Origin of the sequence: Roseateles noduli (genome assembly GCF_050626985.1) — a bacterium.
Lineage (GTDB): Bacteria > Pseudomonadota > Gammaproteobacteria > Burkholderiales > Burkholderiaceae_C > Roseateles > Roseateles noduli_A.
Genome location: NZ_CP192463.1, coordinates 4,138,030 through 4,157,026, shown reverse-complemented (window position 1 = coordinate 4,157,026; position 18,997 = coordinate 4,138,030). Strand labels below are relative to the sequence as shown.

General features: G+C 68.8%; 18 protein-coding genes. 13 read left to right on the top strand and 5 right to left on the bottom strand.

Annotation, left to right across the window (positions count from 1 at the left end):
* Positions 1-23 precede the first annotated feature (23 nt).
* The 9 genes from ACQ4L4_RS18155 (at position 24) to ACQ4L4_RS18115 (ending at position 10,182) form a co-directional block, all read left to right on the top strand.
* Positions 24-578, top strand: coding sequence for a GNAT family N-acetyltransferase (locus ACQ4L4_RS18155; protein ID WP_431100308.1), 555 nt, complete (start codon positions 24-26; stop codon positions 576-578).
* A 14-nt stretch (positions 579-592) separates the two neighbouring features.
* Positions 593-1,825 carry an alpha/beta hydrolase family protein gene (locus ACQ4L4_RS18150; protein WP_431100307.1) on the top strand — a complete coding sequence of 411 codons (1,233 nt, stop codon included), beginning with the start codon at positions 593-595 and terminating at the stop codon, positions 1,823-1,825.
* Positions 1,822-2,652: an enoyl-CoA hydratase/isomerase family protein gene (locus ACQ4L4_RS18145; RefSeq protein WP_431100306.1), complete on the top strand. Its 831-nt coding sequence runs from the start codon at positions 1,822-1,824 to the stop codon at positions 2,650-2,652. Before ACQ4L4_RS18150 ends, ACQ4L4_RS18145 begins: the two co-directional genes overlap by 4 nt.
* A 72-nt stretch (positions 2,653-2,724) precedes the next feature.
* The gene (bioA, locus tag ACQ4L4_RS18140; RefSeq protein ID WP_431100305.1) at positions 2,725-4,056 is read left to right on the top strand and encodes an adenosylmethionine--8-amino-7-oxononanoate transaminase; all 1,332 of its coding nucleotides are present in this window, start codon (positions 2,725-2,727) and stop codon (positions 4,054-4,056) included.
* On the top strand, positions 4,046-5,251 hold the full coding sequence (bioF, locus tag ACQ4L4_RS18135) for an 8-amino-7-oxononanoate synthase (RefSeq protein ID WP_431100304.1): 1,206 nt from the start codon (positions 4,046-4,048) through the stop codon (positions 5,249-5,251). The genes bioA and bioF overlap by 11 nt, the downstream gene beginning before the upstream one ends.
* A complete protein-coding gene (gene bioD, locus ACQ4L4_RS18130) occupies positions 5,248-5,970 on the top strand; it encodes a dethiobiotin synthase (RefSeq protein WP_431100303.1) in 723 nt (240 codons plus the stop codon). Before bioF ends, bioD begins: the two co-directional genes overlap by 4 nt.
* The gene (bioB, locus tag ACQ4L4_RS18125; protein ID WP_431100302.1) at positions 5,967-7,052 is read left to right on the top strand and encodes a biotin synthase BioB; all 1,086 of its coding nucleotides are present in this window, start codon (positions 5,967-5,969) and stop codon (positions 7,050-7,052) included. The genes bioD and bioB overlap by 4 nt, the downstream gene beginning before the upstream one ends.
* Positions 7,053-7,209: 157 nt before the next feature.
* Positions 7,210-9,192, top strand: coding sequence for an acetyl-CoA carboxylase biotin carboxylase subunit (locus tag ACQ4L4_RS18120; RefSeq protein WP_431100301.1), 1,983 nt, complete (start codon positions 7,210-7,212; stop codon positions 9,190-9,192).
* Positions 9,193-9,270: 78 nt separating this feature from the next.
* Positions 9,271-10,182 carry a hydroxymethylglutaryl-CoA lyase gene (locus tag ACQ4L4_RS18115; RefSeq protein ID WP_431100300.1) on the top strand — a complete coding sequence of 304 codons (912 nt, stop codon included), beginning with the start codon at positions 9,271-9,273 and terminating at the stop codon, positions 10,180-10,182.
* An 18-nt stretch (positions 10,183-10,200) separates the two neighbouring features.
* Here ACQ4L4_RS18115 and ACQ4L4_RS18110 read toward each other — a convergent pair whose 3' ends face one another.
* The 3 genes from ACQ4L4_RS18110 to ACQ4L4_RS18100 form a co-directional block, all read right to left on the bottom strand.
* Positions 10,201-10,968, bottom strand: a complete 768-nt coding sequence (locus ACQ4L4_RS18110; protein ID WP_431100299.1) for a DUF3226 domain-containing protein — start codon at positions 10,966-10,968, stop codon at positions 10,201-10,203.
* A gap of 8 nt (positions 10,969-10,976) precedes the next feature.
* On the bottom strand, positions 10,977-12,149 hold the full coding sequence (locus ACQ4L4_RS18105; RefSeq protein ID WP_431100298.1) for an AAA family ATPase: 1,173 nt from the start codon (positions 12,147-12,149) through the stop codon (positions 10,977-10,979).
* A gap of 82 nt (positions 12,150-12,231) precedes the next feature.
* A complete protein-coding gene (locus ACQ4L4_RS18100) occupies positions 12,232-12,678 on the bottom strand; it encodes a VOC family protein (RefSeq protein WP_431100297.1) in 447 nt (148 codons plus the stop codon).
* 140 nt (positions 12,679-12,818) lie between these two features.
* Here ACQ4L4_RS18100 and ACQ4L4_RS18095 point away from each other — a divergent pair, with 140 nt between their 5' ends.
* A complete protein-coding gene (locus tag ACQ4L4_RS18095; RefSeq protein WP_431100296.1) occupies positions 12,819-13,400 on the top strand; it encodes a ComF family protein in 582 nt (193 codons plus the stop codon).
* Between the two features lie 19 nt (positions 13,401-13,419).
* On the opposite strand, the gene ACQ4L4_RS18090 is transcribed toward ACQ4L4_RS18095, so the two are convergent.
* Complete coding sequence (locus ACQ4L4_RS18090) at positions 13,420-13,971, bottom strand: hypothetical protein (RefSeq protein WP_431100295.1); 552 nt, start codon at positions 13,969-13,971, stop codon at positions 13,420-13,422.
* A gap of 143 nt (positions 13,972-14,114) precedes the next feature.
* Between ACQ4L4_RS18090 and ACQ4L4_RS18085 the strand changes: the two genes are divergently transcribed.
* The 3 genes from ACQ4L4_RS18085 (at position 14,115) to ACQ4L4_RS18075 (ending at position 16,394) form a co-directional block, all read left to right on the top strand.
* Positions 14,115-15,605 (top strand): hypothetical protein, encoded by a 1,491-nt coding sequence (locus tag ACQ4L4_RS18085; RefSeq protein WP_431100294.1) that lies wholly within the window; start codon positions 14,115-14,117, stop codon positions 15,603-15,605.
* Positions 15,595-15,888 (top strand): hypothetical protein, encoded by a 294-nt coding sequence (locus ACQ4L4_RS18080; protein WP_431100293.1) that lies wholly within the window; start codon positions 15,595-15,597, stop codon positions 15,886-15,888. The genes ACQ4L4_RS18085 and ACQ4L4_RS18080 overlap by 11 nt, the downstream gene beginning before the upstream one ends.
* A 200-nt stretch (positions 15,889-16,088) precedes the next feature.
* Positions 16,089-16,394 carry a DUF883 family protein gene (locus ACQ4L4_RS18075; protein ID WP_431100292.1) on the top strand — a complete coding sequence of 102 codons (306 nt, stop codon included), beginning with the start codon at positions 16,089-16,091 and terminating at the stop codon, positions 16,392-16,394.
* A 101-nt stretch (positions 16,395-16,495) separates the two neighbouring features.
* Here the strand turns inward: ACQ4L4_RS18075 and ACQ4L4_RS18070 are convergent, their stop codons facing one another.
* Positions 16,496-18,835, bottom strand: coding sequence for a GGDEF/EAL domain-containing response regulator (locus tag ACQ4L4_RS18070; RefSeq protein WP_431100291.1), 2,340 nt, complete (start codon positions 18,833-18,835; stop codon positions 16,496-16,498).
* Positions 18,836-18,997 lie beyond the last annotated feature (162 nt).

Sequence of the window (18,997 nt, the reverse complement as noted above, 5' to 3'; positions counted from 1 at the left end):
CCGTGCCCATGCCCGTTCCGACGATGACCGACCTCACCCTGCGGCCCCTTGCGCCTGACGATTCCATCGAGGCCCTGACCGCGCTGCTGCACGCGTCCTACGCGTCGCTCGCGGCGCAGGGCTGGAACTTCACGGCCGTCGACCAGAGCGTGCAGACGACGCGCGAGCGCGTGGCCGCCGGGCAGGCCTTCGTCGCGCTGACCGCGACCGGCGAACTGGTGGGCACCATCACCATCGCGCCGCCGAAGCGACCCGATGGCCGCTATCTCGGCGATCCGGTGCCCGAGTGTTACACGCAGAGCGACACCGCCATCCTGGCCCAACTGGCCGTGCATCCGTCGTGCCGCGGGCAGGGCGTCGCCGAACGGCTGATGGACATCGCCGAAGCCTGGGCGCTGGCCCAGGGATATGCGCACGTGGCGCTCGACACCGCCGTGCCCGCCGAGGCGCTGCGTCGGCGCTACGAGCGCCGCGGCTACGCCTATGTGGGCGACGTGCAATGGGCCGGCAAGACCTATCCCAGCGTGCTGATGCGCAAGGTGCTCGTGCGCCCGACAGGACGCGCAGGAACCGCATGAAGGACGAGGACCGCATGAACGTCGTTCCGCGCTCACGCCCACGCCCCGCACACAGGGTGGCGCTGGGCCTCGTGATCGCGCTGGGCCTCATCGCCGCCGGCGCGCGCGCGCAGGACGCGACCGTCGGCGAGGCGCAGCAGGCCGCGCCGGCGCGACTGGCCACCGACATCCGCGAGGCCGTCGTGCGCGTGCCGGTGTCGGTCGAGAACCACATCGGCCGCACCGTCCAGGCAGACCTGATCGTGACGACCTTCCGGCCGGCGGGACAGGGGCCGTTCCCGCTGGTGGTGCTCAACCACGGGCGCCCGGTCTACGAGCAGGAACGCGCCGCGATGAAGCGTCAGCGGCTGGAAAGCGCGGCGCGCTTCTTCGTCCGCAAGGGCTTTGCCGTCGCCGTCCCGACACGCATCGGTTACGGCGAGCTGGCCTCGGTCGGCGATCCGGAATCCAGCATCAAGTGCGATGCGCCGCGCTACGAGACCGCCGCGGCCGCGGCGGCCGCGCAGGTGGCCGCCGTCGTGCGCTTCATGCAGTCCGCAGCCGACATCGACGCGCGACGCGTGGTGCTGGCCGGCCAGTCCCTGGGCGGCTTCGCGACGATGGCCGCGACCGGCGAGCGACTGCCCGGCGTCGTGGCCGCGATCGATTTCGCCGGCGGCCACGGCGGCAGCCCGGATCTGCATAGCGGCGAGCCCTGCCGCCCCGACGAACTCACGCGCCGCTTCGCCGACTTCGGCCGCCGTGCCGCCGAAGGCGGTCATCCGGTGCCCACGCTATGGGTGTTCACCGAGAACGACCGCTTCATCGCGCCGCGTTTCCAGGAACGCTGGTCCGCGGCCTACCGCGAAGCCGGCGGGCTGGCGCAGACGCGGCTGATGCCGGCCTTCGGCGAGGACGGCCATTCGCTCTTCGTCAAGGGCAACGACCTCTGGCAGCCGATCGTCGACGACTTCCTGAGGCCGCTGGGCTTTCCGATTCCCGGCGCGCTGGCGGTGCCGTCCGGCGGCACGGTCGCCGTCGAGGACACGTCGGCGCTGCCCTCGGACGGGCGCGTCGTCAACGGCTACCGCAAGTTCCTCGCGGCCAAGGAGCCGCGCGCCTTCGCGACCAACGGCAACCATTGGGGACTCGCGACCGGCGACGACGCGCCGTCGCGCGCGCTCGCGTTCTGCGATCAGCACACCGACGGCGAAGAACGCTGCCGTCTCTACGCCATCAACCGGACCGTCGTCTGGAGCCACCCATGATCCCGACCCGCTCGACTGATGCCCCGACCCCGACCCCGACCACGCTGCGCGTCGAGCGCTCCGGCCCGGCCGATGCCGTCGCCCGCGTCACGCTGAACCGGCCCGACGTCCGCAACGCCTTCGACGACACCGTCATCGGCGAGCTGACCGCGGTGTTCGAGGCGCTCGGCCGCGACCCGTCGCTGCGCGCGATCGTGCTGGCCGCCGAAGGCAAGGCCTTCTGCGCCGGCGCCGACCTGAACTGGATGAAGGCGATGGCCGGCTACAGCTGGGACGAGAACCACGCCGACGCCGGCCGCCTCGCCCACATGCTGTGGACGCTCTACAGCTGCCCGGTGCCGGTGATCGCGCGCGTGCAGGGCGACGTCTACGCCGGCGGTGTCGGGCTGGTGTCGGTGTGCGACATCGTCGTGGCCGCCGAGTCCGCCGGCTTCTGCCTGTCCGAGGCCAGGCTCGGCCTGCTGCCGGCGACGATCGGTCCCTATGTCGTGCGCGCGCTCGGCGAGCAGGCGTCGCGCCGATACTTCGTCACGGCCGAACGTTTCTCCGCGGCCGACGCGTATCGCCTGGGTCTCGTCCACGAACTGGCGACCGATGCCGAAGCGCTGGACGCGAAGGTCGAGGCGCTCGTCGCGTCGCTGCTGGCTAATGGGCCGGCCGCCGTGCGGGCGTGCAAGCGCCTCGTCCAGGACGTCGCGCATGCCCCGATCAGCGCGGCGCTGCGCGACGACACCGCGCGCCGCATCGCCGACATCCGCGCCAGCGACGAGGGTCGCGAGGGCGTGCAGAGTTTCCTGTCGAAGGGCAAGCCCTCGTGGCTCGCCTGATCGATCCCGCCGATCCGACGCGGGTGCCCGCTCGAGCACCGCGTCCTTGTTTTCCGAGAGCAGGTCTTTTGAATGTCTGAAGCAGTACGACAAGATTGGCAGCGCCGCAGCCTCGCGGCGGTCTGGCACCCGTGCACGCAGATGGCGCGCGCGCAGGACGTGCCGCCGCTGCCCATCGCCCGCGGCGAGGGCCCCTGGTTGTTCGACCACGAGGGCCGGCGCTATTTCGACGCCAACAGCTCGTGGTGGGTCAACCTGTTCGGCCATGCCGACCGGGGCCTGAACGACGCGATCAAGCGGCAGCTCGACACGTTGCCGCACGTGATGCTGGCCGGCTGCACGCACGAGCCGGCGGTGCGCCTGGCCGAGCGCCTGTCCGCGCGCACCGGCGGCGCGCTGGGACATCTGTTCTTCGGCAGCGACGGCGCCTCGGCGGTCGAGATCGCGCTGAAGCAGAGCTTCCATTCCTGGCGCAATCGCGGTCTCACGGACAAGCGCGAGTTCGTCTGCTTGAAGAACGGCTATCACGGCGAAACCATCGGCGCGCTGGCCGTCACCGACGTCGCGATCTTCCGCGACGCCTACGACCCGCTGCTGATGCGCAGCCACATCGTGACCTCGCCCGACCAGCGGCTGGGCAACGAGGCGCAGGCGATCGACGAGATGCGGGCACTGCTGGCCGATCGCCACGACCACATCGCCGCCGTCATCGTCGAGCCGCTGGTGCAGGGCGCCGCGGGCATGTCGATGTATGCGCCGAGTTATCTGAAGGCGCTGCGCGCGCTGTGCACCGAGTTCAAGGTGCATCTGATCGCCGACGAGATCGCCGTCGGCTGCGGCCGCACCGGCACCTTCTTCGCGTGGGAGCAGACGGCTCCCGCCGCCAAGGCCGACTGGCCCGATTTCCTGCTGCTCTCGAAGGGCATCACCGGCGGCACGATGCCGCTGTCGCTGGTGCTGACGACCGATGACGTCTATGAAGCCTTCTGGTCGCAGGACGTGACGCGGGGCTTCCTGCACTCGCACAGCTACACCGGCAATCCGCTGGCATGCGCCGCCGCGAACGCGGTGCTGGACCGCTTCGATGCGGGCCAGCTCGATCGCAACCAGCAGCAGGCCGCATGGCTCACCGCAGCCTTCGCGCCGCTGGCCGCCGATCCGCGCGTCACGCATCTGCGCCAGCGCGGCATGATCCTGGCCTTCGACATCAATCCGAAGACGACGGTGCCCGTCGAGCGCTTCTCCGAGAAGTTCCACCTGGCGGCGCGCCAGCACGAACTGCTGATCCGCCCGATCGGCCAGACCGTGTACCTGATGCCGCCGTACCTGATCGACGAGGCGGCCGCGAAGTTCCTGGCGAATGCCGTGACCGTGACGCTGGAGGAGGTGCTCCATGCTGCTTGATCACCTGCAGTCGAAGCTGGACGCGATCCGCGCCCAGGACCTGACACGCGTCACCCGCATCGCCGAGACCGGCACCGCGGCGCGTCAGATGGTGCGTGGCGCCGACGGCGTCGCGCGTGAGCTGACGATGTTCTGCAGCAATGACTACCTCGGTCTCGCCGCGCATCCGGCGGTGGCAGACGCGCTGATCGAGGGCGCGCACGTCTACGGCGGCGGCTCGGGCGCATCGCCATTGGTGAGCGGCCATTCGCGTGCGCACCATGACGTGGAAGCGCTGCTGGGCCGCTGGTTCGAGCCTCACATCCCGAGCGCCAAGGCGATCGGCTTCTGCACCGGCTACATGGCCAACCTCGCGGTGGTGACCGCGCTCGGCGACGCCGATGCGGAGATCTTCAGCGAGACGCTGAACCACGCCTCGCTGATCGACGGCACGCGGCTGGCGAAGGCCAAGGTCTCGCGCTACGGGCATTGCGACGTCGAGGACCTGCGCGCGCAGCTCGCGGCCAGCGCCTCGCGCGTGAAGCTGATCGTCACCGATGCGGTCTTCAGCATGGACGGCGACATCGCGCCGCTGCCGGCGCTGCTGGCCGCGGCCGAGGAATTCGACGCCTGGCTGATCATCGACGACGCGCACGGTCTGGGCGTGCTCGGCGACAACGGCGTCGGCTCGCTGGAGCACTTCCAATTGCGCAGCGAGCGGCTGATCCTCGTCGGCACGCTGGGCAAGGCGGCGGGACTGGCCGGCGCCTTCGTCGTCGCGCATTCGACGATCACCGACTACCTGCTGCAGGCGGCGCGCAACTACATCTTCTCGACGGCCTCGCCGCCCGCGGTGGAACACGCGCTGCTGACCAGCCTGGACCTGATCCGCGGCGATGTCGGGCGCGAGCGTCGCGCGTCCTTGCGCGCATTGCAGGCGCGCTTGCGCGATGGCATCGGGGCGCTGCTCGATCGGCATCCGACGCTCACCTGGAAGCTCGCCGATTCTCAGACGCCGATCCAGCCGCTGATCGTCGGCGGCAACGCCGAGGTGATGGCGCTCGCCGCCGCGCTGGAACGCGAAGGCCTGCGCGTGCCCGGCATCCGCCCGCCGACGGTGCCCAAGGGCGAGGCGCGTCTACGCATCACGCTGTGCGCGACGCACACCGAGGCGGATGTCGATCGCCTCGTCGCCGCGCTGGAGGCCTGCGCATGAGCACGATGCATCCGCTCCACGGCTTCTTCATCACCGGCACCGACACCGAGATCGGCAAGACCTGCATCACCGCCGGCCTGACGCGCGCGTTCGACGGCCTGGGCCGTTACGTGACGCCGATCAAGTCGCTGGCCGCCGGTCAGACGCAGAACGCCGACGGCGTCTGGGTCAACGACGACGTCGCCCTGTTGCATGCCGCGCAGCAGCAGGGCATGACGATGGACGAGGTCGGCCCGCTGCAGTTCCGCGAGCCGTGCGCCCCGCACATCGCCGCGAAGCTTGAAGGCCGCGAGATCGATCGCGCCGCGTTGCTGGCCGCGATCCGGCGCTCGGCGTCCAAGGGCGACTTCGCGCTGATCGAAGGCGTCGGCGGCTTCCGCGTGCCGCTCACCGACGACTGGGACACCGCCGACCTGGCCGTCGACCTGGCGATGCCGGTGGTGCTCGTGGTCGGGCTGCGACTGGGCTGCATCAACCACGCGCTGCTGACGGCCGAGGCCATCCTCGCGCGCGGCCTGCGCCTGGCCGGCTGGGTCGCGAACACCGCCGACCCCCATCAGCCGCATGTGTCGGACAATCTGGCCGCCTTGCGCGCGCGCCTCGACGAGGCGCTCGGCGTGCCGTGCTGGGGCCATGTGCCCCGACTCCAAGATCCCTCTCCCGCGGCCGTGGCCGCGCACCTGCAGCAGCCGCTGCTGTTGAACGCATTGAAAGCATGACGATGAAGCAGACCGTCAACCAGATCCAGACGCTGACGCCCACCACCGACGAGCAACGTCGCAACGCCAAGCCCTGGACCGTCAACGAGATCGCCGCGCTGTTCGAGCTGCCGTTCAACGACCTGCTGTTCCGCGCGCAGCAGGTGCATCGCGAGCACTTCGACCCGAACGCGGTGCAGCTGTCCACGCTGCTGTCGATCAAGACCGGCGGCTGCGAGGAGGACTGCAAGTACTGCCCGCAGTCGGCGCACTTTGATACCGGCCTGAAGGCCGAGAAGCTGATCCCGCTGCAGGAGGTGATGGAAGCCGCCCGCGCCGCCAAGGCCAACGGCGCGACCCGCTTCTGCATGGGCGCCGCCTGGCGTTCGCCGAAGGAGCGCCACCTGGAGGCCATCGGCGAGATGATTTCCGAGGTCAAGGCGATGGGCCTGGAGACCTGCCTGACCGCCGGCATGCTGGGCGACGGCCAGGCCGAGCAACTGCGCGAGGCGGGGCTGGACTACTACAACCACAACCTCGACACCTCGCCGGAGTTCTACGGCCAGATCATCACGACGCGGACCTACCAGGACCGCCTGGACACGCTGGAGCGCGTGCGCGGCGTCGGCCTGAAGGTGTGCTCGGGCGGCATCGTCGGCATGGGCGAGACCCGCCGCCAGCGCGCCGGCCTGATCGCGCAGCTGGCCAACCTGGATCCGTATCCGGAGTCGGTGCCCATCAACAACCTGGTGCAGGTCGAGGGCACGCCGCTGGCGGGCACCGAGGCGCTGGACCCGTTCGAGTTCATTCGCACGATCGCGGTGGCCCGCATCACGATGCCGCGCGCGATGGTGCGCCTGTCCGCCGGCCGCGAGGAGATGCCCGAGACGATGCAGTCGCTGTGCTTCCTGGCCGGCGCGAACAGCATGTTCTACGGCGACAAGCTGCTGACCACCAGCAACCCGCAGGCCGAGAAGGACCGCCAGCTGATCGATCGCCTGGGCATGCACTGCGCGACCGAGGCCGAGCTGAGCGCCGACACCGTGCCCGGCTGCGCGCCGGTGGGCGAGGACGCCGCGGCGTCCTGCGGCCATCGCCATTGAGCTGAACCGACCTGACCTGAACCGACCCGACGACGCGTGACGGCCCCAGCCGGCACGCGGCCCCGGACGATCGCGAAGCGCGCTCGTCCGGGCGCACCCGGCGCGAAGCGGCCACAAGCCGCGACACGTCGAGGACCCGAAACATGAGGAGACACCCGTGTTCAAGAAGATCCTGATCGCCAACCGCGGCGAAATCGCCTGCCGCGTCGCCGCCACGGCACGCCGTCTCGGCGTGAAGACCGTCGCCGTCTATTCCGACGCGGACGCGAACGCGCGCCACGTCCAGGTCTGCGACGAGGCCGTGCGCATCGGCGGTCCCGCGCCGCGCGACAGCTACCTGCAGTGGCAGCGCATCCTCGAGGCCGCGAAGGCCACGGGCGCGCAGGCCGTCCACCCCGGCTACGGCTTCCTGAGCGAGAACGAGGAGTTCGCGCAGGCTTGCGCCGACGCGGGCCTGGTGTTCATCGGCCCGCCGCCGTCGGCGATCCAGGCGATGGGCCTGAAGGCCGAGTCCAAGCGGCTGATGGAACAGGCCGGCGTGCCGCTGGTGCCGGGGTATCACGGTGCCGATCAGGATCCGGCGTTGCTGCGTCGCGAGGCCCAGCGCATCGGGTATCCGGTGCTGATCAAGGCCAGCGCGGGCGGCGGCGGCAAGGGCATGCGCGCGGTCCACGCGGACGAGGAATTCGACGCCGCGCTCGCGTCCTGCAAGCGCGAGGCGATCAACAGCTTCGGCGACGACGCGGTGCTGATCGAGCGCTACGTGCAGCGCCCGCGTCACATCGAGATCCAGGTCTTCGGCGACAGCCACGGCGATTGCGTCTACCTGTTCGAGCGCGACTGCTCGGTGCAGCGCCGGCATCAGAAGGTCCTCGAGGAAGCGCCGGCCCCCGGCATGACGGCCGAGCGCCGCGCCGAGATGGGCATGGCCGCGGTCTCGGCCGCGAAGGCGGTCGGTTACCAGGGCGCGGGCACCGTCGAGTTCATCGCGGAACAGGACGGCCGCTTCTATTTCATGGAGATGAACACGCGGCTGCAGGTCGAGCATCCGGTGACGGAGGCGATCACCGGACAGGACCTGGTCGAGTGGCAACTGCGCGTCGCCGCCGGCGAACCGCTGCCGCTGAAGCAGGACCAGCTGCGCATGCACGGCCACGCGATCGAGGCCCGCATCTGCGCCGAGAACCCCGAGGGCGGTTTCCTGCCCGCGACCGGCACGCTGTCGGTGGCGCGCTGGCCGGCGCACGAGGCGTTCCGCCGCGCCGACGTGCGCATCGATTCGGGCGTGGGCGAGGGCGACGCGATCAGCCCGTTCTACGACTCGATGATCGCCAAGCTGATCGTCTGGGGCGAGACGCGCGAGCAGGCGCTGGCGCTGCTGGACGCGTCGCTGCGCGACACGCACATCGTCGGGCTGCATACCAACGTCGCGTTCCTGCGCCGCTGCGCAGCGACGGCGTCGTTCACGAACGCCGACCTGGACACCGCGCTGATTGAGCGCGAGAAGACCGCGCTGTTCGGCCAGCCGGGCCTGCCGCTGGCGGAAGCCGCGGCGGCCGTCATCGCCCATACGCTGGCGGAAGAATCGCTGACCGAATCCGACGATCCATGGAGCCGTCGCGACGGCTGGCGGATGTTCGGCGCGGCACAGCGCCGCTTCGAGCTGGACGTCGACGGCGAGCACCATCAGGTGCTGCTGGCGCGCCACCATCACGGCAGTCTCTCGCTGACGGTGGGCGGCGAGTCGATCGCGCTCGCGTTGCGCTCGGCGGGACCGGAGCGCCATGAGCTCTACCTGAACGAGCGCCGCGTCGCGGTGTCGACCTACAAGGTCGGCGAGCAGGTGGCGGTGTTCGGTGCGTACGGATCGGCGCTCGTGACCGAGGTCGACGTCATCGCCCACGCGGGCCAGGGGCAATCGGAAGGCGGCCGCCTGACCGCGCCGATGCCTGGCAAGCTGGTGGCCTTCCTGGCGCAGCCCGGCGATGCGATCACCAAGGGCCAGCCGCTGGCGGTCATGGAAGCGATGAAGATGGAGCACACCATCACCGCGCCGCGCGACGGCGTCGTGGCGGAGCTGCTGTTCGCGATCGGCGATCAGGTCGGCGACGGCGCCGAGCTGCTGCGCCTGCAGGCGTGAGGCTGCTGGCCCTCACCCCCACCCTTTCCTGAAAGCGGGAGAGGGAGTAAGCCAGACAGACAGCCAGAGGATCAAGCCATGAAGACATTGCCAACTCGCGTCACGCTCGTGGACGTCGGCCCGCGCGACGGTCTGCAGAACGAGAAGGAAAACGTCGGCACGGCCGACAAGGCCAGGCTGGTCTCGCTGCTGCAGGACGCCGGCCTGAAGGAGATCGAGGTCACCAGCTTCGTCTCGCCGAAGTGGGTGCCGCAGATGGCGGACAACACGGCGGTGATGGCGGCGATCGAGCGCCGGCCCGGCGTGCGGCACAGCGTGCTGGTGCCCAACATGAAGGGCCTGGAGGCCGCGCTGCCGACGAAGCCGGACGAGATCGTCGTCTTCGCGGCCGCGTCGGAAGCCTTCTCGCAGAAGAACATCAACTGCTCGATCGCGGAGAGCATCGAGCGCTTCGCGCCGGTCGTGGCCGCGGCGCACGAGGCGGGCATCAAGGTGCGCGGCGCGTTGTCGTGTTCCGTCGGCTGCCCGTACCAGGGCGATGTGTCGGCGGACGAGGTCGAGCGCGTGGTGCAGCTGATGAAGGCCATCGGCGTGGATCACCTCGGCGTGGCCGACACGATCGGCGTCGGCACGCCGCGCAAGGTGCAGGCCGCGATGGAACGTGCGCTCAAGCACTACCCGCTGGTCGAGGTCAGCGGACATTTCCACGACACCTACGGCCAGGCGCTGACCAACATCTACGCCTGCCTGGAGATGGGCATCCACACCTTCGACGCGAGCGTCGCCGGCCTCGGCGGCTGCCCGTACGCGAAGGGCGCGACCGGCAACGTCGCGACCGAGGACGTGGTGTTCCTGCTGAACGGCCTGGGGATCGAGACCGGCATCGACATCGACAAGCTGGTCGATGCGGGGGCGTTCATCTCGGGCGTGCTGGGCCGGCCGCCCGTCTCGCGCGTGGGGAAGGCGATCCTGGCGAAGCGCAAGGGCTGACCAGCGCGAGCATCTGGATCAGAGGCCGAAGAGTTCGTCGAAGAACGCGACGATCTGCTTGGGCCGATCAAGCTTCAAGCCTTCGGTGCCGAGCCAGTCGTTGTCCTGGATGGATACTTGAACGGCCTTGCCGGGACGCAGGAGCGTGGAGATCGAGCCCACGAGTGCCTTCTTCTGACCCGCTGGCAAATGCAGGTCCTTGAAGCTCGGCTTCGGACAGTGCGGCATCGCAGAGGCGATGAAGTCTTTCGCTGCCTGGAGGTGATGCGGATAGACCGCCTCGCCACACTCGATCAGCAGATCCTCCAGCGTGCCGAGTGCCACGTTGTCCGGCAGCACATAGACGCCGCAACGGGGTGTTCCCGTGCTCACGACGCCAGGCAGGGCAGGAAACGAGATCGACGCGTCCTTCGCCAGCGTCAGCAACTGCGCATGGCGTTCTGTTGGCGTCTTCTTCGAGTCGGAGTCGAGGATCGCGCCGACGGCGATGAAATCGCTCGGGGATAGCAGCGTGAAGGTGTCGATCAAGCAATCTGCGATCTTGGAGTCGCCGCCTGCGGAATGCACCGCAACAGCGAGATCGGCGTTCTGAAGGAAGGTAGGGACTGGCACGCGCTTCAGCAAGTCTCCATCGTGCGGGAACTTGCTCGGCACGAGGTGACGCAACGGCGATTCGAGCTGGTCCTCCTTGGATACGCGCGCTAGGTTGGCGCGGTCCTTCAGCAGCCGACAGGCAAACTCGACGTCATGTGGTCCCTCGACCACCAGGTAACCCAACTTCCGCATGCGATCGATTACCTGATGTCGAGGCCGCGCTCATAGCGCAGACGCTTGAGGGAGTCGAAGGAGAAGCGTTGGCACTCGGTACGTTCATCGCCCTGTCTGATTCGATACGCGGCAAGGTCCGCTTCACCGACTTCCGCGGCAAGTAACGCGTCCAGCACTTCTAGGCTGTGGGTTGTTGCGAAGACCTGGACGCCAAGTTGGCGCGCCGCACGGGCCAGCCAACGGAAGACTTTCGGTAAGGATTCAATATGGATGCCAACCTCAACTTCGTCGAGAAGCAAAGCTGAACCCGCACTCAGGCTTGTCAAAGTAGTTGCTAGAAGAAGGCACCTGCGCATCGCGTCCCCAAACGCCGAGAGCGGCACGACTCCCAAGCGACGATGCTTGATGTAGATCGCTGGTCGCAGCCCGGCAAAGGACGCCACTTCGACGTTCTGAACGTCTTGGTCGAACTCTCGCATCAGCTCAAGAAGCAGGAGAGGACCCTCTTCAACAAAAAGCTGAGATGACCTGGCTCCTACTTGCAGAGTGTTTAGCTGATACGAATAGGGCAGCAGCGCTGCGTATCCGCATCCGTAGCCTGACCTTTGCGTCGTGGCCGGAGTGGCCCTTCTCAAGAACTCTTCTGAAAAATCGTTCAAGAGAAGTCCGCTGGATTCAGGTGGGTGCCGTGCGGTGGAAGAGGGTGAAGACGCCAACGTCTCAGCGGCCCATCGGAACTTCGTGTCCACAACCGCGCTGAGGATCTGCGTCGCATCAACGCCGGGATAAAGGCGAGAGATCTCTTCGATCTGCGAATGCGTCAGTGTTGCCGGGCGTTCGTAGTAGTGAGAGATCATCTCGCGGATCGGGGTTGCTCCGTCCACGGTGAATCGGCTGACCAACGTCTGAGGATCACCCTGGCTCTGCGGTTCAGACCAACCATGTTGAGCGCCAAAGCACCACCGCAAGGACTGCACAATGGACTCGTCCAGACGCCCATAGTCGCGGCGACGGATGATTTGTACCCACTCGTAGCTGCTCGTAGGGTTTGAGAGCAACGCGAGCACCTCGAGCACGCTCGTCTTCCCCGAATTGTTCCCTCCCACGAAGACATTGATCCCACGAAGCTCGCTCACTTCCAGCGAGCGAAGACCCCGAAAGCCGTCTGCGGTGAATGCACTGAAGGGAAGGGAGGACATGAGGGGTGGGCGCGGTCGATGAGCCGATCGATGCCGCCTAGTGTAGGTTCCCATGCCAGGCGCCGCAGGCGCCTCTGTTGCCTCAGCCTCTGACCCGCTCCACGAACCACCACAGGTGGCCGCCGAGGTCGAGCACGCCGTAGCTCTTGTCGGCCCAGTACTCGGGGCCGTAGTCCTCGATCTTCGGCTCGTAGACGATCGTGGCGCCCGCGGCGCGGGCGCGCTCGCAGTGCGCGGCGGCGTCGTCGACGTACACCATCAGGCTCTGCGTGTTGGCCCCGCCCACGCCCTTGGGGCTGCGCAGCGGGATGCCGAAGCGCTGCGAGCGCTCCCCTTCGCCGCCCTCGCTGACCATGATCAGCGCGTCCCCGTAGATCAGCTGGCTGTGGACGACCGAGCCGTCGTCGCCATCGACCCGCAACTGCACCTCGAACCCGAAGGCCTCGCACAACCATGGGATCGCCTCGGCGGCGCTGTCGTAGAACACGGCGCTGGACAGACGCGGCCAGCCGGCGGGCGTGGGTTTCATCGCAACTCCTGCGGGTCGGCTCCGGGGCGAAGCCAGGCTTCAGCATAGGCGATCGGAGGTCCGACGCGCGACGAGCCCATTTCGAACCATCTGTTCGATCCGCCAACCAAGACGCCTTTCCACGTTCGAAAGGCGCTTCGATGAAGGTCTCCCTGCGACAGATCGAGGGTCCTTGGACCGCTGGTTTCGTGCTCGACAAGCAGATGCTGAGCAGCGTCTACCTCGGCGACGACCGCGAGGGTCGTCCGCAGTTCGAGCACACACGCACCGACGCCGGCGAGGCCCTGTTCCAGCTGAAGTACCGCGGCGACAAGTCGCAGGCGGAGCCGCTCGCCCGCGCACTGCGCAACTTCATCCTGCCTCGTCTCGGATCGGTCGGTTTCATCGTGCCGATGCCGCCGTCGCGCGTGCGTCCGTGGGACCCGATGTCCCTGGTCGCGCGCGAGCTGGCGCTGCAGCTGCGCGTGCCCGTGTTCGAGCGGCTGCTGCTGAAGACGCCGCTGTCACGACCGCTGAAGGACTTCCCCACGCGCGAGGAAAGACTGCTGGCCCTCGCCCAGGCGTTCTCGCTGCACGACGAGGTCCGCAACCAGGGGCTGTGGAACGCCCTGCTGATCGATGACGTCGTCGACAGCGGCGCCACGATGGAGGCGGCCAGCCTGATGCTGCGCAAGTACCGCAAGGTCAACCACCTGTACGTCGCGGCGGTGACCTGGACATGAAGGCAGTGGGTGTCGATGATCAGCCGGCGGTGAGCGTTCGCGCGACGCTGTCGCGGAACTTGGCCGCGCGCTCGGCGTCGGATTCGGCCTCGATGCGCTCGCAGCAGAGGTCGATCCATTCGAGGAAGCGGCTCTCGGTGTCGGCCTGCCGTGCCAGGTCTCGCAGTTCACCTTCGCGGCCGGCCAGCATCCGGGTGACGAGGTCGAGACCGAAGAACTTCGCGGACACGAGCCGGCGCGCCCGCTCCTGTGCGGCGCGCGCCAGCGCGGCGGCTTCGAGTACTTCGGCCTCGTGGATGACGTCGAGGCCGGTGACGATCGGAGGCGTCGCGGCCACCGTCGGCGGCATGACGATGGCCGGCACCTCGACCAGCCCCTGGTCGACCAGGCGCGTCAGGCCGTCGTCGCCCAGGCCCAGGCCGCGGCCGAGCTGACGCAGTTCTTCGGCGTTGCGCTTGCCGTCGACGGTGATGAGCAGCGCGCGCAGCGCGGGCGGCAGCCGGCGCTGCCCCGGCGCGAGCATTTCTCGCGCCAGGTCCGTCTTGCGGGGAGGTGTTACGGATGCTTGCATGGCGGGCGGATCTTGCGTAGCCCGCGTGCACGCTTGATGACACCCCCCCATAGGCCTCCTGCCGCGGCGGCCGCGGAGGGCAGGGCAGACCTGAACTAGGATCCACGTGTTCCGGGCGGCGGGCCGGACCAAGGAGGACCTCCATGGACAAGCTGGTGATCGTTCATCGCGGCGCGCTGCGCGCCAAGTACGGCGCGACCGCGCTCACGAAGATCGACGCGGCGTTGAAGGCGCTGGCCGCCGCGGACAAGCGGCGCGGCGTCGACACGCTGATCGTGGCCGTGGACCTGGCGTCGGTGATGAAACCCTACAGCGTCGCGCCCGTGCCGGCCCGGCCGGACGCCAAATCGCTCAAGGGCGTCATCGACGCGTTGGCCCATGCGCGTCTGCCGCATTACTTCGTGCTGCTGGGCGGGCCCGACGTGCTGCCGATGGTCCCGCTGAAGAACCCGGCCCATGGGGGAGAGCTCGGGGACTCGGACAAGCTGGTCCCCAGCGACCTGCCCTATGCCTGCGAGGCCGCCTACTCGACCGATCCGAACCGCTTCCTCGGGCCGACGCGCGTCGTGGGGCGGCTGCCTGACCTCCCAGGCGCGACGAAGCCCGACCTGCTGCTCCAGTTGATCCGCGCCGCCGCCCGCCACAAGGGCCTGCCGCGCGACGCCTTCGCCGACAGCTTCGGCCTGTCCGCCGAGGTGTGGCAGGGCTCGACGCGGCTGAGCCTGACCAACACCTTCGGCAATGCCGACCGACTGCACCTGTCCCCGCCCGGCGGCCCGAAGTGGACCAAGGCGGACCTGGCGCCGCGGATGCACTTCATCAACTGTCACGGCGCCGAGGACCTGCCCGAGTACTACGGCCAGCGCGACGAAGACTTCCCGGTCTCGATGCGATCGGCGCTGCTGCGTGACCGCGTCACCGCCGGCACCGTGGTCGCGGCCGAGTGCTGCTACGGCGCGCAGCTCTTCGATCCGGCGCGGGCCGACGGCGACTGGCCGATGGCGCTGCGCTATCTGGCCGACGGCGCCTGCGGCTTCCTCGGCAGCACGACCGTGGCCTACGGCCCCAGCGACGGCAACGGCTCGGCCGACCTGATCTGCCAGTATTTCCTGCAACGGGTCCTGGCCGGCGCCTCGCTGGGGCGGGCCCTGCTGGAGGCTCGCCAGAAATTCGCCGGCGAGCGCACCCACCTCGATCCGATGGACCTCAAGACGCTCGGACAGTTCTACCTGCTGGGCGACCCGTCGCTGCAGCCGGTGGCCGGGGCGGGGCATGCGCTCTCGCGGACGAAGGCGTTCCGCAAGGCCTTCGCCTCAGTCGAGGATCGCGGTGTGCGTGGCTTGCGGCGCGAGCGGCTCGAGCGCGAGGGGCGCAACCTGGCGCGTTCGTTGCCCCGTCTTCAGTCCACCGACGCCGCGCCCGCCAAGGCCGTCGCCGACGCCGTGCGGCCGATGCTCAAGGAGTCCGGCATCGACGCCGACCACTGCGTCCCCGTCAGCTACCGCATCGCCGGCGCGCCGGGCCATCGCACGATCCATGTCTACAAGGGCTGGGTCGATCGCCGGCTGCTGGCGCTGATCGCGACCGAACAGGACGGCCGCCTCCTGCACGTGAGACGCATGCATGCCCGCTGACCTCGACGAATCGACCGCCCCCGCCCCCACGGAGCAGTTGCGTGGCCGCCTGTGCCGCGAGCGCGTCGACGCCGGCAGCAAGAGCGAGCGCCAGGCCTTGCTGCTCGCGGTGGCCGGCGGCGAACGCGTCGCGTTGCGTCGCGCCGGCGCCAATCCCTTCCGCGATCCGGAGCTGGAGGCGCTGGAGGGTCAGGTCTTGATCGTTGAAGGCGAACGCCGCGCGCGTTATTTCCTGGTGCGCCACTACACCGTTTGCGCCGACGATGGCGGGTCGCCGGGGTGATTTCGCCGCTCTCGCACGCCTACCGGGAGCGAAATCTGCCGGAAGCCGTCGCATGGCCCGTGCATTGGCAAAACCGCGCGCCGCGGTCGGACACCCGTCGGGGCGACTTGCCGGAGACTGCTCGACAGACGTACAACCGGACTCCGTCCCGCGCCGATGCGCTTTCTGATCCCACAAACCGACCAAAAGGAGTAACGCTCATGGCCAAGACCTCTCCCTCCGACCGCCTGCTGACCGACCTGCATCAGGTGGTGACCGACGCCGAATCGCTGCTGCGCGCCACGGCCGACCAGACGAGCGCCGGCGCCTCCGAGCTGCGTGCCCGCGTCCAGGCGACACTGGATCGCGCCAAGTCCAGCCTGGGCGAGTTCCAGTCTGTGGCGGTCGAGCGCGCGAAGGCCGCCAGCAAGGCGACCGACGACTACGTTCATGACAACCCGTGGCAATCGATCGGCGTGGCGGCCGGTGTCGGCCTGCTGATCGGACTGCTGCTCAGCCGCAAGTAAGCCGGCAAGAGGAGATCGACGACGGCGCTCGCGCCGCCGTCGATCGGCGGCTGCGGCGTTGGGCGCCGCGGTCCGACGACCGCCGGCTCCAGGGCGACTGTTCAGTGGCCGCCGCTGCTGGCCGGCGCCGCGCAAGGCGCGGCCAGCACTGTCGGCGTGAGGGGCGGGGGCGGGTTCGTTTCCCAGGATTTGGGCGCGGCCAGCCAGCGATCCAGTTCGTCCGCCGGCATGGGCTTGGCGAACAGCCAGCCCTGACCCTCATGGCAACCCAGCGCCAGCAGATGCTGGCGCTGTTCCTCGGTTTCGATGCCTTCGGCCACGACGCGCATGCCGAGGCTGCATCCCAGATTCACCACCATCTGCGCGATCGTCGCGCCGGCGGCGGAGCTTTGCGCCTCGCGGACGAAGGCGCGGTCGATCTTGAGCCGTTCGACGTCCAGCCGGCGCAACTGGCTCAGCGATGAGAACCCGGTCCCGAAGTCGTCGATCGCGACCGAGGCGCCGGTCCCGCGGATTTCCGCGAGCACGCGCAGCACGGCCGAGACTTCTTCCATCGCCATCGATTCGGTGATCTCCAGCTCCAGCGCGGCACCGGGCACGTCGGCGTCAGCCAGCGCGCGGCGGACCGTGTCGATGAAGGCGGGATGGCGGAACTGCGCCAGCGAGATATTCACCGCGATGCGGAAGTCCGAATAGCCGGCGTCGCGCAATAGGCGCACCTGGCGGCAGGCGGTCCTCAGCACGAATTCGCCGATCGGGACGATCAGCCCCGACTGCTCGGCCAACGGGATGAACTGGTCGGGCGGCACGAACCGGCCCTCGTCGGTGCGCCAGCGCAGCAGCGCCTCGGCACCGATCACGCGGTGCGTGGCCAGCTCGACCTGCGGCTGGTAGACGACGAACAGCCGCCGCTCCTCGAAGCTGGCGCGCAGGCCCTTGAGCAGCTTGAAGCGCTCGCGCGCATCGATGCCCATTTCCGGAGAGAAGTACTGCGACGCGCCGCGGTTGCCCGCCTTGGCGCGCTTGAGCGCGATCTGCGCGTCCAGCAGCAGTTCGGATCCCAGCGCGCGCGACTGGGCCAGGCGCACCAGGCCGGTCGTCGCCGACAGCTGCAGCCGCTCGCCGGCGACGGTGAAGGGATCCTGGAAGGCGCTGCCGATGCGCTGGCCGTTGACCATGTCGTCCGGCCCGAGCAGGCCGAAGGCGTTCGACGAGATGCGCGCCATCGCCGTGTTGAACCCGAGCCGCTGCGCCAGCCGTTGCGAGACGGCCTGCAGCACCTGATCGCCGAAGCGGTGACCGAAGGCATCGTTCACATCGGCGAAGTCGTCCAGGTCGATCAGCGCCAGCGTGATGCCTTCGGGCGACTTGAGGTTGTGCTCCAGCAGTTCGATGAAGCGGGTGCGGTTCGGCAGCTGCAGCAGCGGGTCGTTGTAGGCCTGGTCCGTCAGCTGCGTGTAGAGCATGACGTTCTCGAAACCGACGGCGATGTTGGAGCAGAAGGCGCGCAGCAGCTGGCGGTCGAGCTCGTCGAGCTCGCGCTGGACCTCGACCAGCGCCGCCATCGCACGCCCGCTGGGCAGGCCGAAGAACAGGACGGTGCAGCCGTCCTCGTACAGGTTGTGGCCCAAGGACAGGCAGCGCGAGAGCAGCTCGCGGATCTTGCCGGCCGGCACCGCGTGCAGCGGGCGGTTGATCAGCGAGCTGTACTGGCCGGCGGCCGCGATCACGCGGGCTTCCTCGCTGACCTCGCCGCTGTTGTGCTTGGGGGCCTGCACGCAGACCAGGCCCTCGGGCAGCGTGCCCAGCAGCGCGCACAGCTGCGTGACCACGCCCTCGGCGAAGCGGTGCAGGCCGTGCTGGCGGCCCAGCTCGGTGCTGGCCTCGACGATCATCTCCAGGCCCTGCCGGTTCGCCTCCAGCGCGCGGATCTGCCGGTACGACCGGATCGCGGCGGTCAGCACCGTGTAGAGCCGGGTGCGGGTCAGCTCCGACTTGGTCTTGTAGTCGTTGATGTCGTAGGCCTGGACCGTCTCGATCTCCGGCGCGTAGCCCGGCTGGCCGGTGCGCAGCACGATGCGCACGGCGCGCTGGCGCAGCTCCTCGCGGATGTGGCGCACCAGTTGCAGGCCGGCGTCGTCGGATTCCATGACGACGTCCAGCAGCACGACGGCGATGTCGGGTTCGTGGCCCAGCAGCGAGCGGGCCTCGGCCGCGGATTTGGCGTGCAGGAAGGCCAACGGCTGGCCCTCGACCTGCAGTCCCTGCATGGCGAGCTCGGTGGCCTTGTGGACGTCGGTGTCGTCGTCGACGATCAGCACCCGCCAGGGCTTGCGCGCCTCTTGGGGCTCTTCGGCCGCGTGCTCGTGGTCATCCAGGAACTGCAGCAGGTCATCGTCTTCGACGACGGCGGAGTGCGGCGTGTGCTGGCGATCAGGCATTGAATGAACCTTGTCAGGCAGGCGGCGCGGCGTGCGCGCAACCAAGCGTTACCGCACTGTAGCCCAAGCCCTGCGGGCGGATCGGACAAAGAACGCCCTCGTTTCCCCCGATTCAGTGATAGCTTTGGCACACCGAGAGGACGGACACAGAGGAGAAACAAT

Coding starts and splice junctions, on each gene's coding strand:
- ACQ4L4_RS18155 (WP_431100308.1), top strand. CDS start 24: ATGACCGACCTCACCCTGCGGCCCCTTGCGCCTGACGATTCCATCGAG.
- ACQ4L4_RS18150 (WP_431100307.1), top strand. CDS start 593: ATGAACGTCGTTCCGCGCTCACGCCCACGCCCCGCACACAGGGTGGCG.
- ACQ4L4_RS18145 (WP_431100306.1), top strand. CDS start 1,822: ATGATCCCGACCCGCTCGACTGATGCCCCGACCCCGACCCCGACCACG.
- bioA (WP_431100305.1), top strand. CDS start 2,725: ATGTCTGAAGCAGTACGACAAGATTGGCAGCGCCGCAGCCTCGCGGCG.
- bioF (WP_431100304.1), top strand. CDS start 4,046: ATGCTGCTTGATCACCTGCAGTCGAAGCTGGACGCGATCCGCGCCCAG.
- bioD (WP_431100303.1), top strand. CDS start 5,248: ATGAGCACGATGCATCCGCTCCACGGCTTCTTCATCACCGGCACCGAC.
- bioB (WP_431100302.1), top strand. CDS start 5,967: ATGACGATGAAGCAGACCGTCAACCAGATCCAGACGCTGACGCCCACC.
- ACQ4L4_RS18115 (WP_431100300.1), top strand. CDS start 9,271: ATGAAGACATTGCCAACTCGCGTCACGCTCGTGGACGTCGGCCCGCGC.
- ACQ4L4_RS18110 (WP_431100299.1), bottom strand. CDS start 10,968: ATGCGGAAGTTGGGTTACCTGGTGGTCGAGGGACCACATGACGTCGAG.
- ACQ4L4_RS18105 (WP_431100298.1), bottom strand. CDS start 12,149: ATGTCCTCCCTTCCCTTCAGTGCATTCACCGCAGACGGCTTTCGGGGT.
- ACQ4L4_RS18100 (WP_431100297.1), bottom strand. CDS start 12,678: ATGAAACCCACGCCCGCCGGCTGGCCGCGTCTGTCCAGCGCCGTGTTC.
- ACQ4L4_RS18095 (WP_431100296.1), top strand. CDS start 12,819: ATGAAGGTCTCCCTGCGACAGATCGAGGGTCCTTGGACCGCTGGTTTC.
- ACQ4L4_RS18090 (WP_431100295.1), bottom strand. CDS start 13,971: ATGCAAGCATCCGTAACACCTCCCCGCAAGACGGACCTGGCGCGAGAA.
- ACQ4L4_RS18085 (WP_431100294.1), top strand. CDS start 14,115: ATGGACAAGCTGGTGATCGTTCATCGCGGCGCGCTGCGCGCCAAGTAC.
- ACQ4L4_RS18080 (WP_431100293.1), top strand. CDS start 15,595: ATGCCCGCTGACCTCGACGAATCGACCGCCCCCGCCCCCACGGAGCAG.
- ACQ4L4_RS18075 (WP_431100292.1), top strand. CDS start 16,089: ATGGCCAAGACCTCTCCCTCCGACCGCCTGCTGACCGACCTGCATCAG.
- ACQ4L4_RS18070 (WP_431100291.1), bottom strand. CDS start 18,835: ATGCCTGATCGCCAGCACACGCCGCACTCCGCCGTCGTCGAAGACGAT.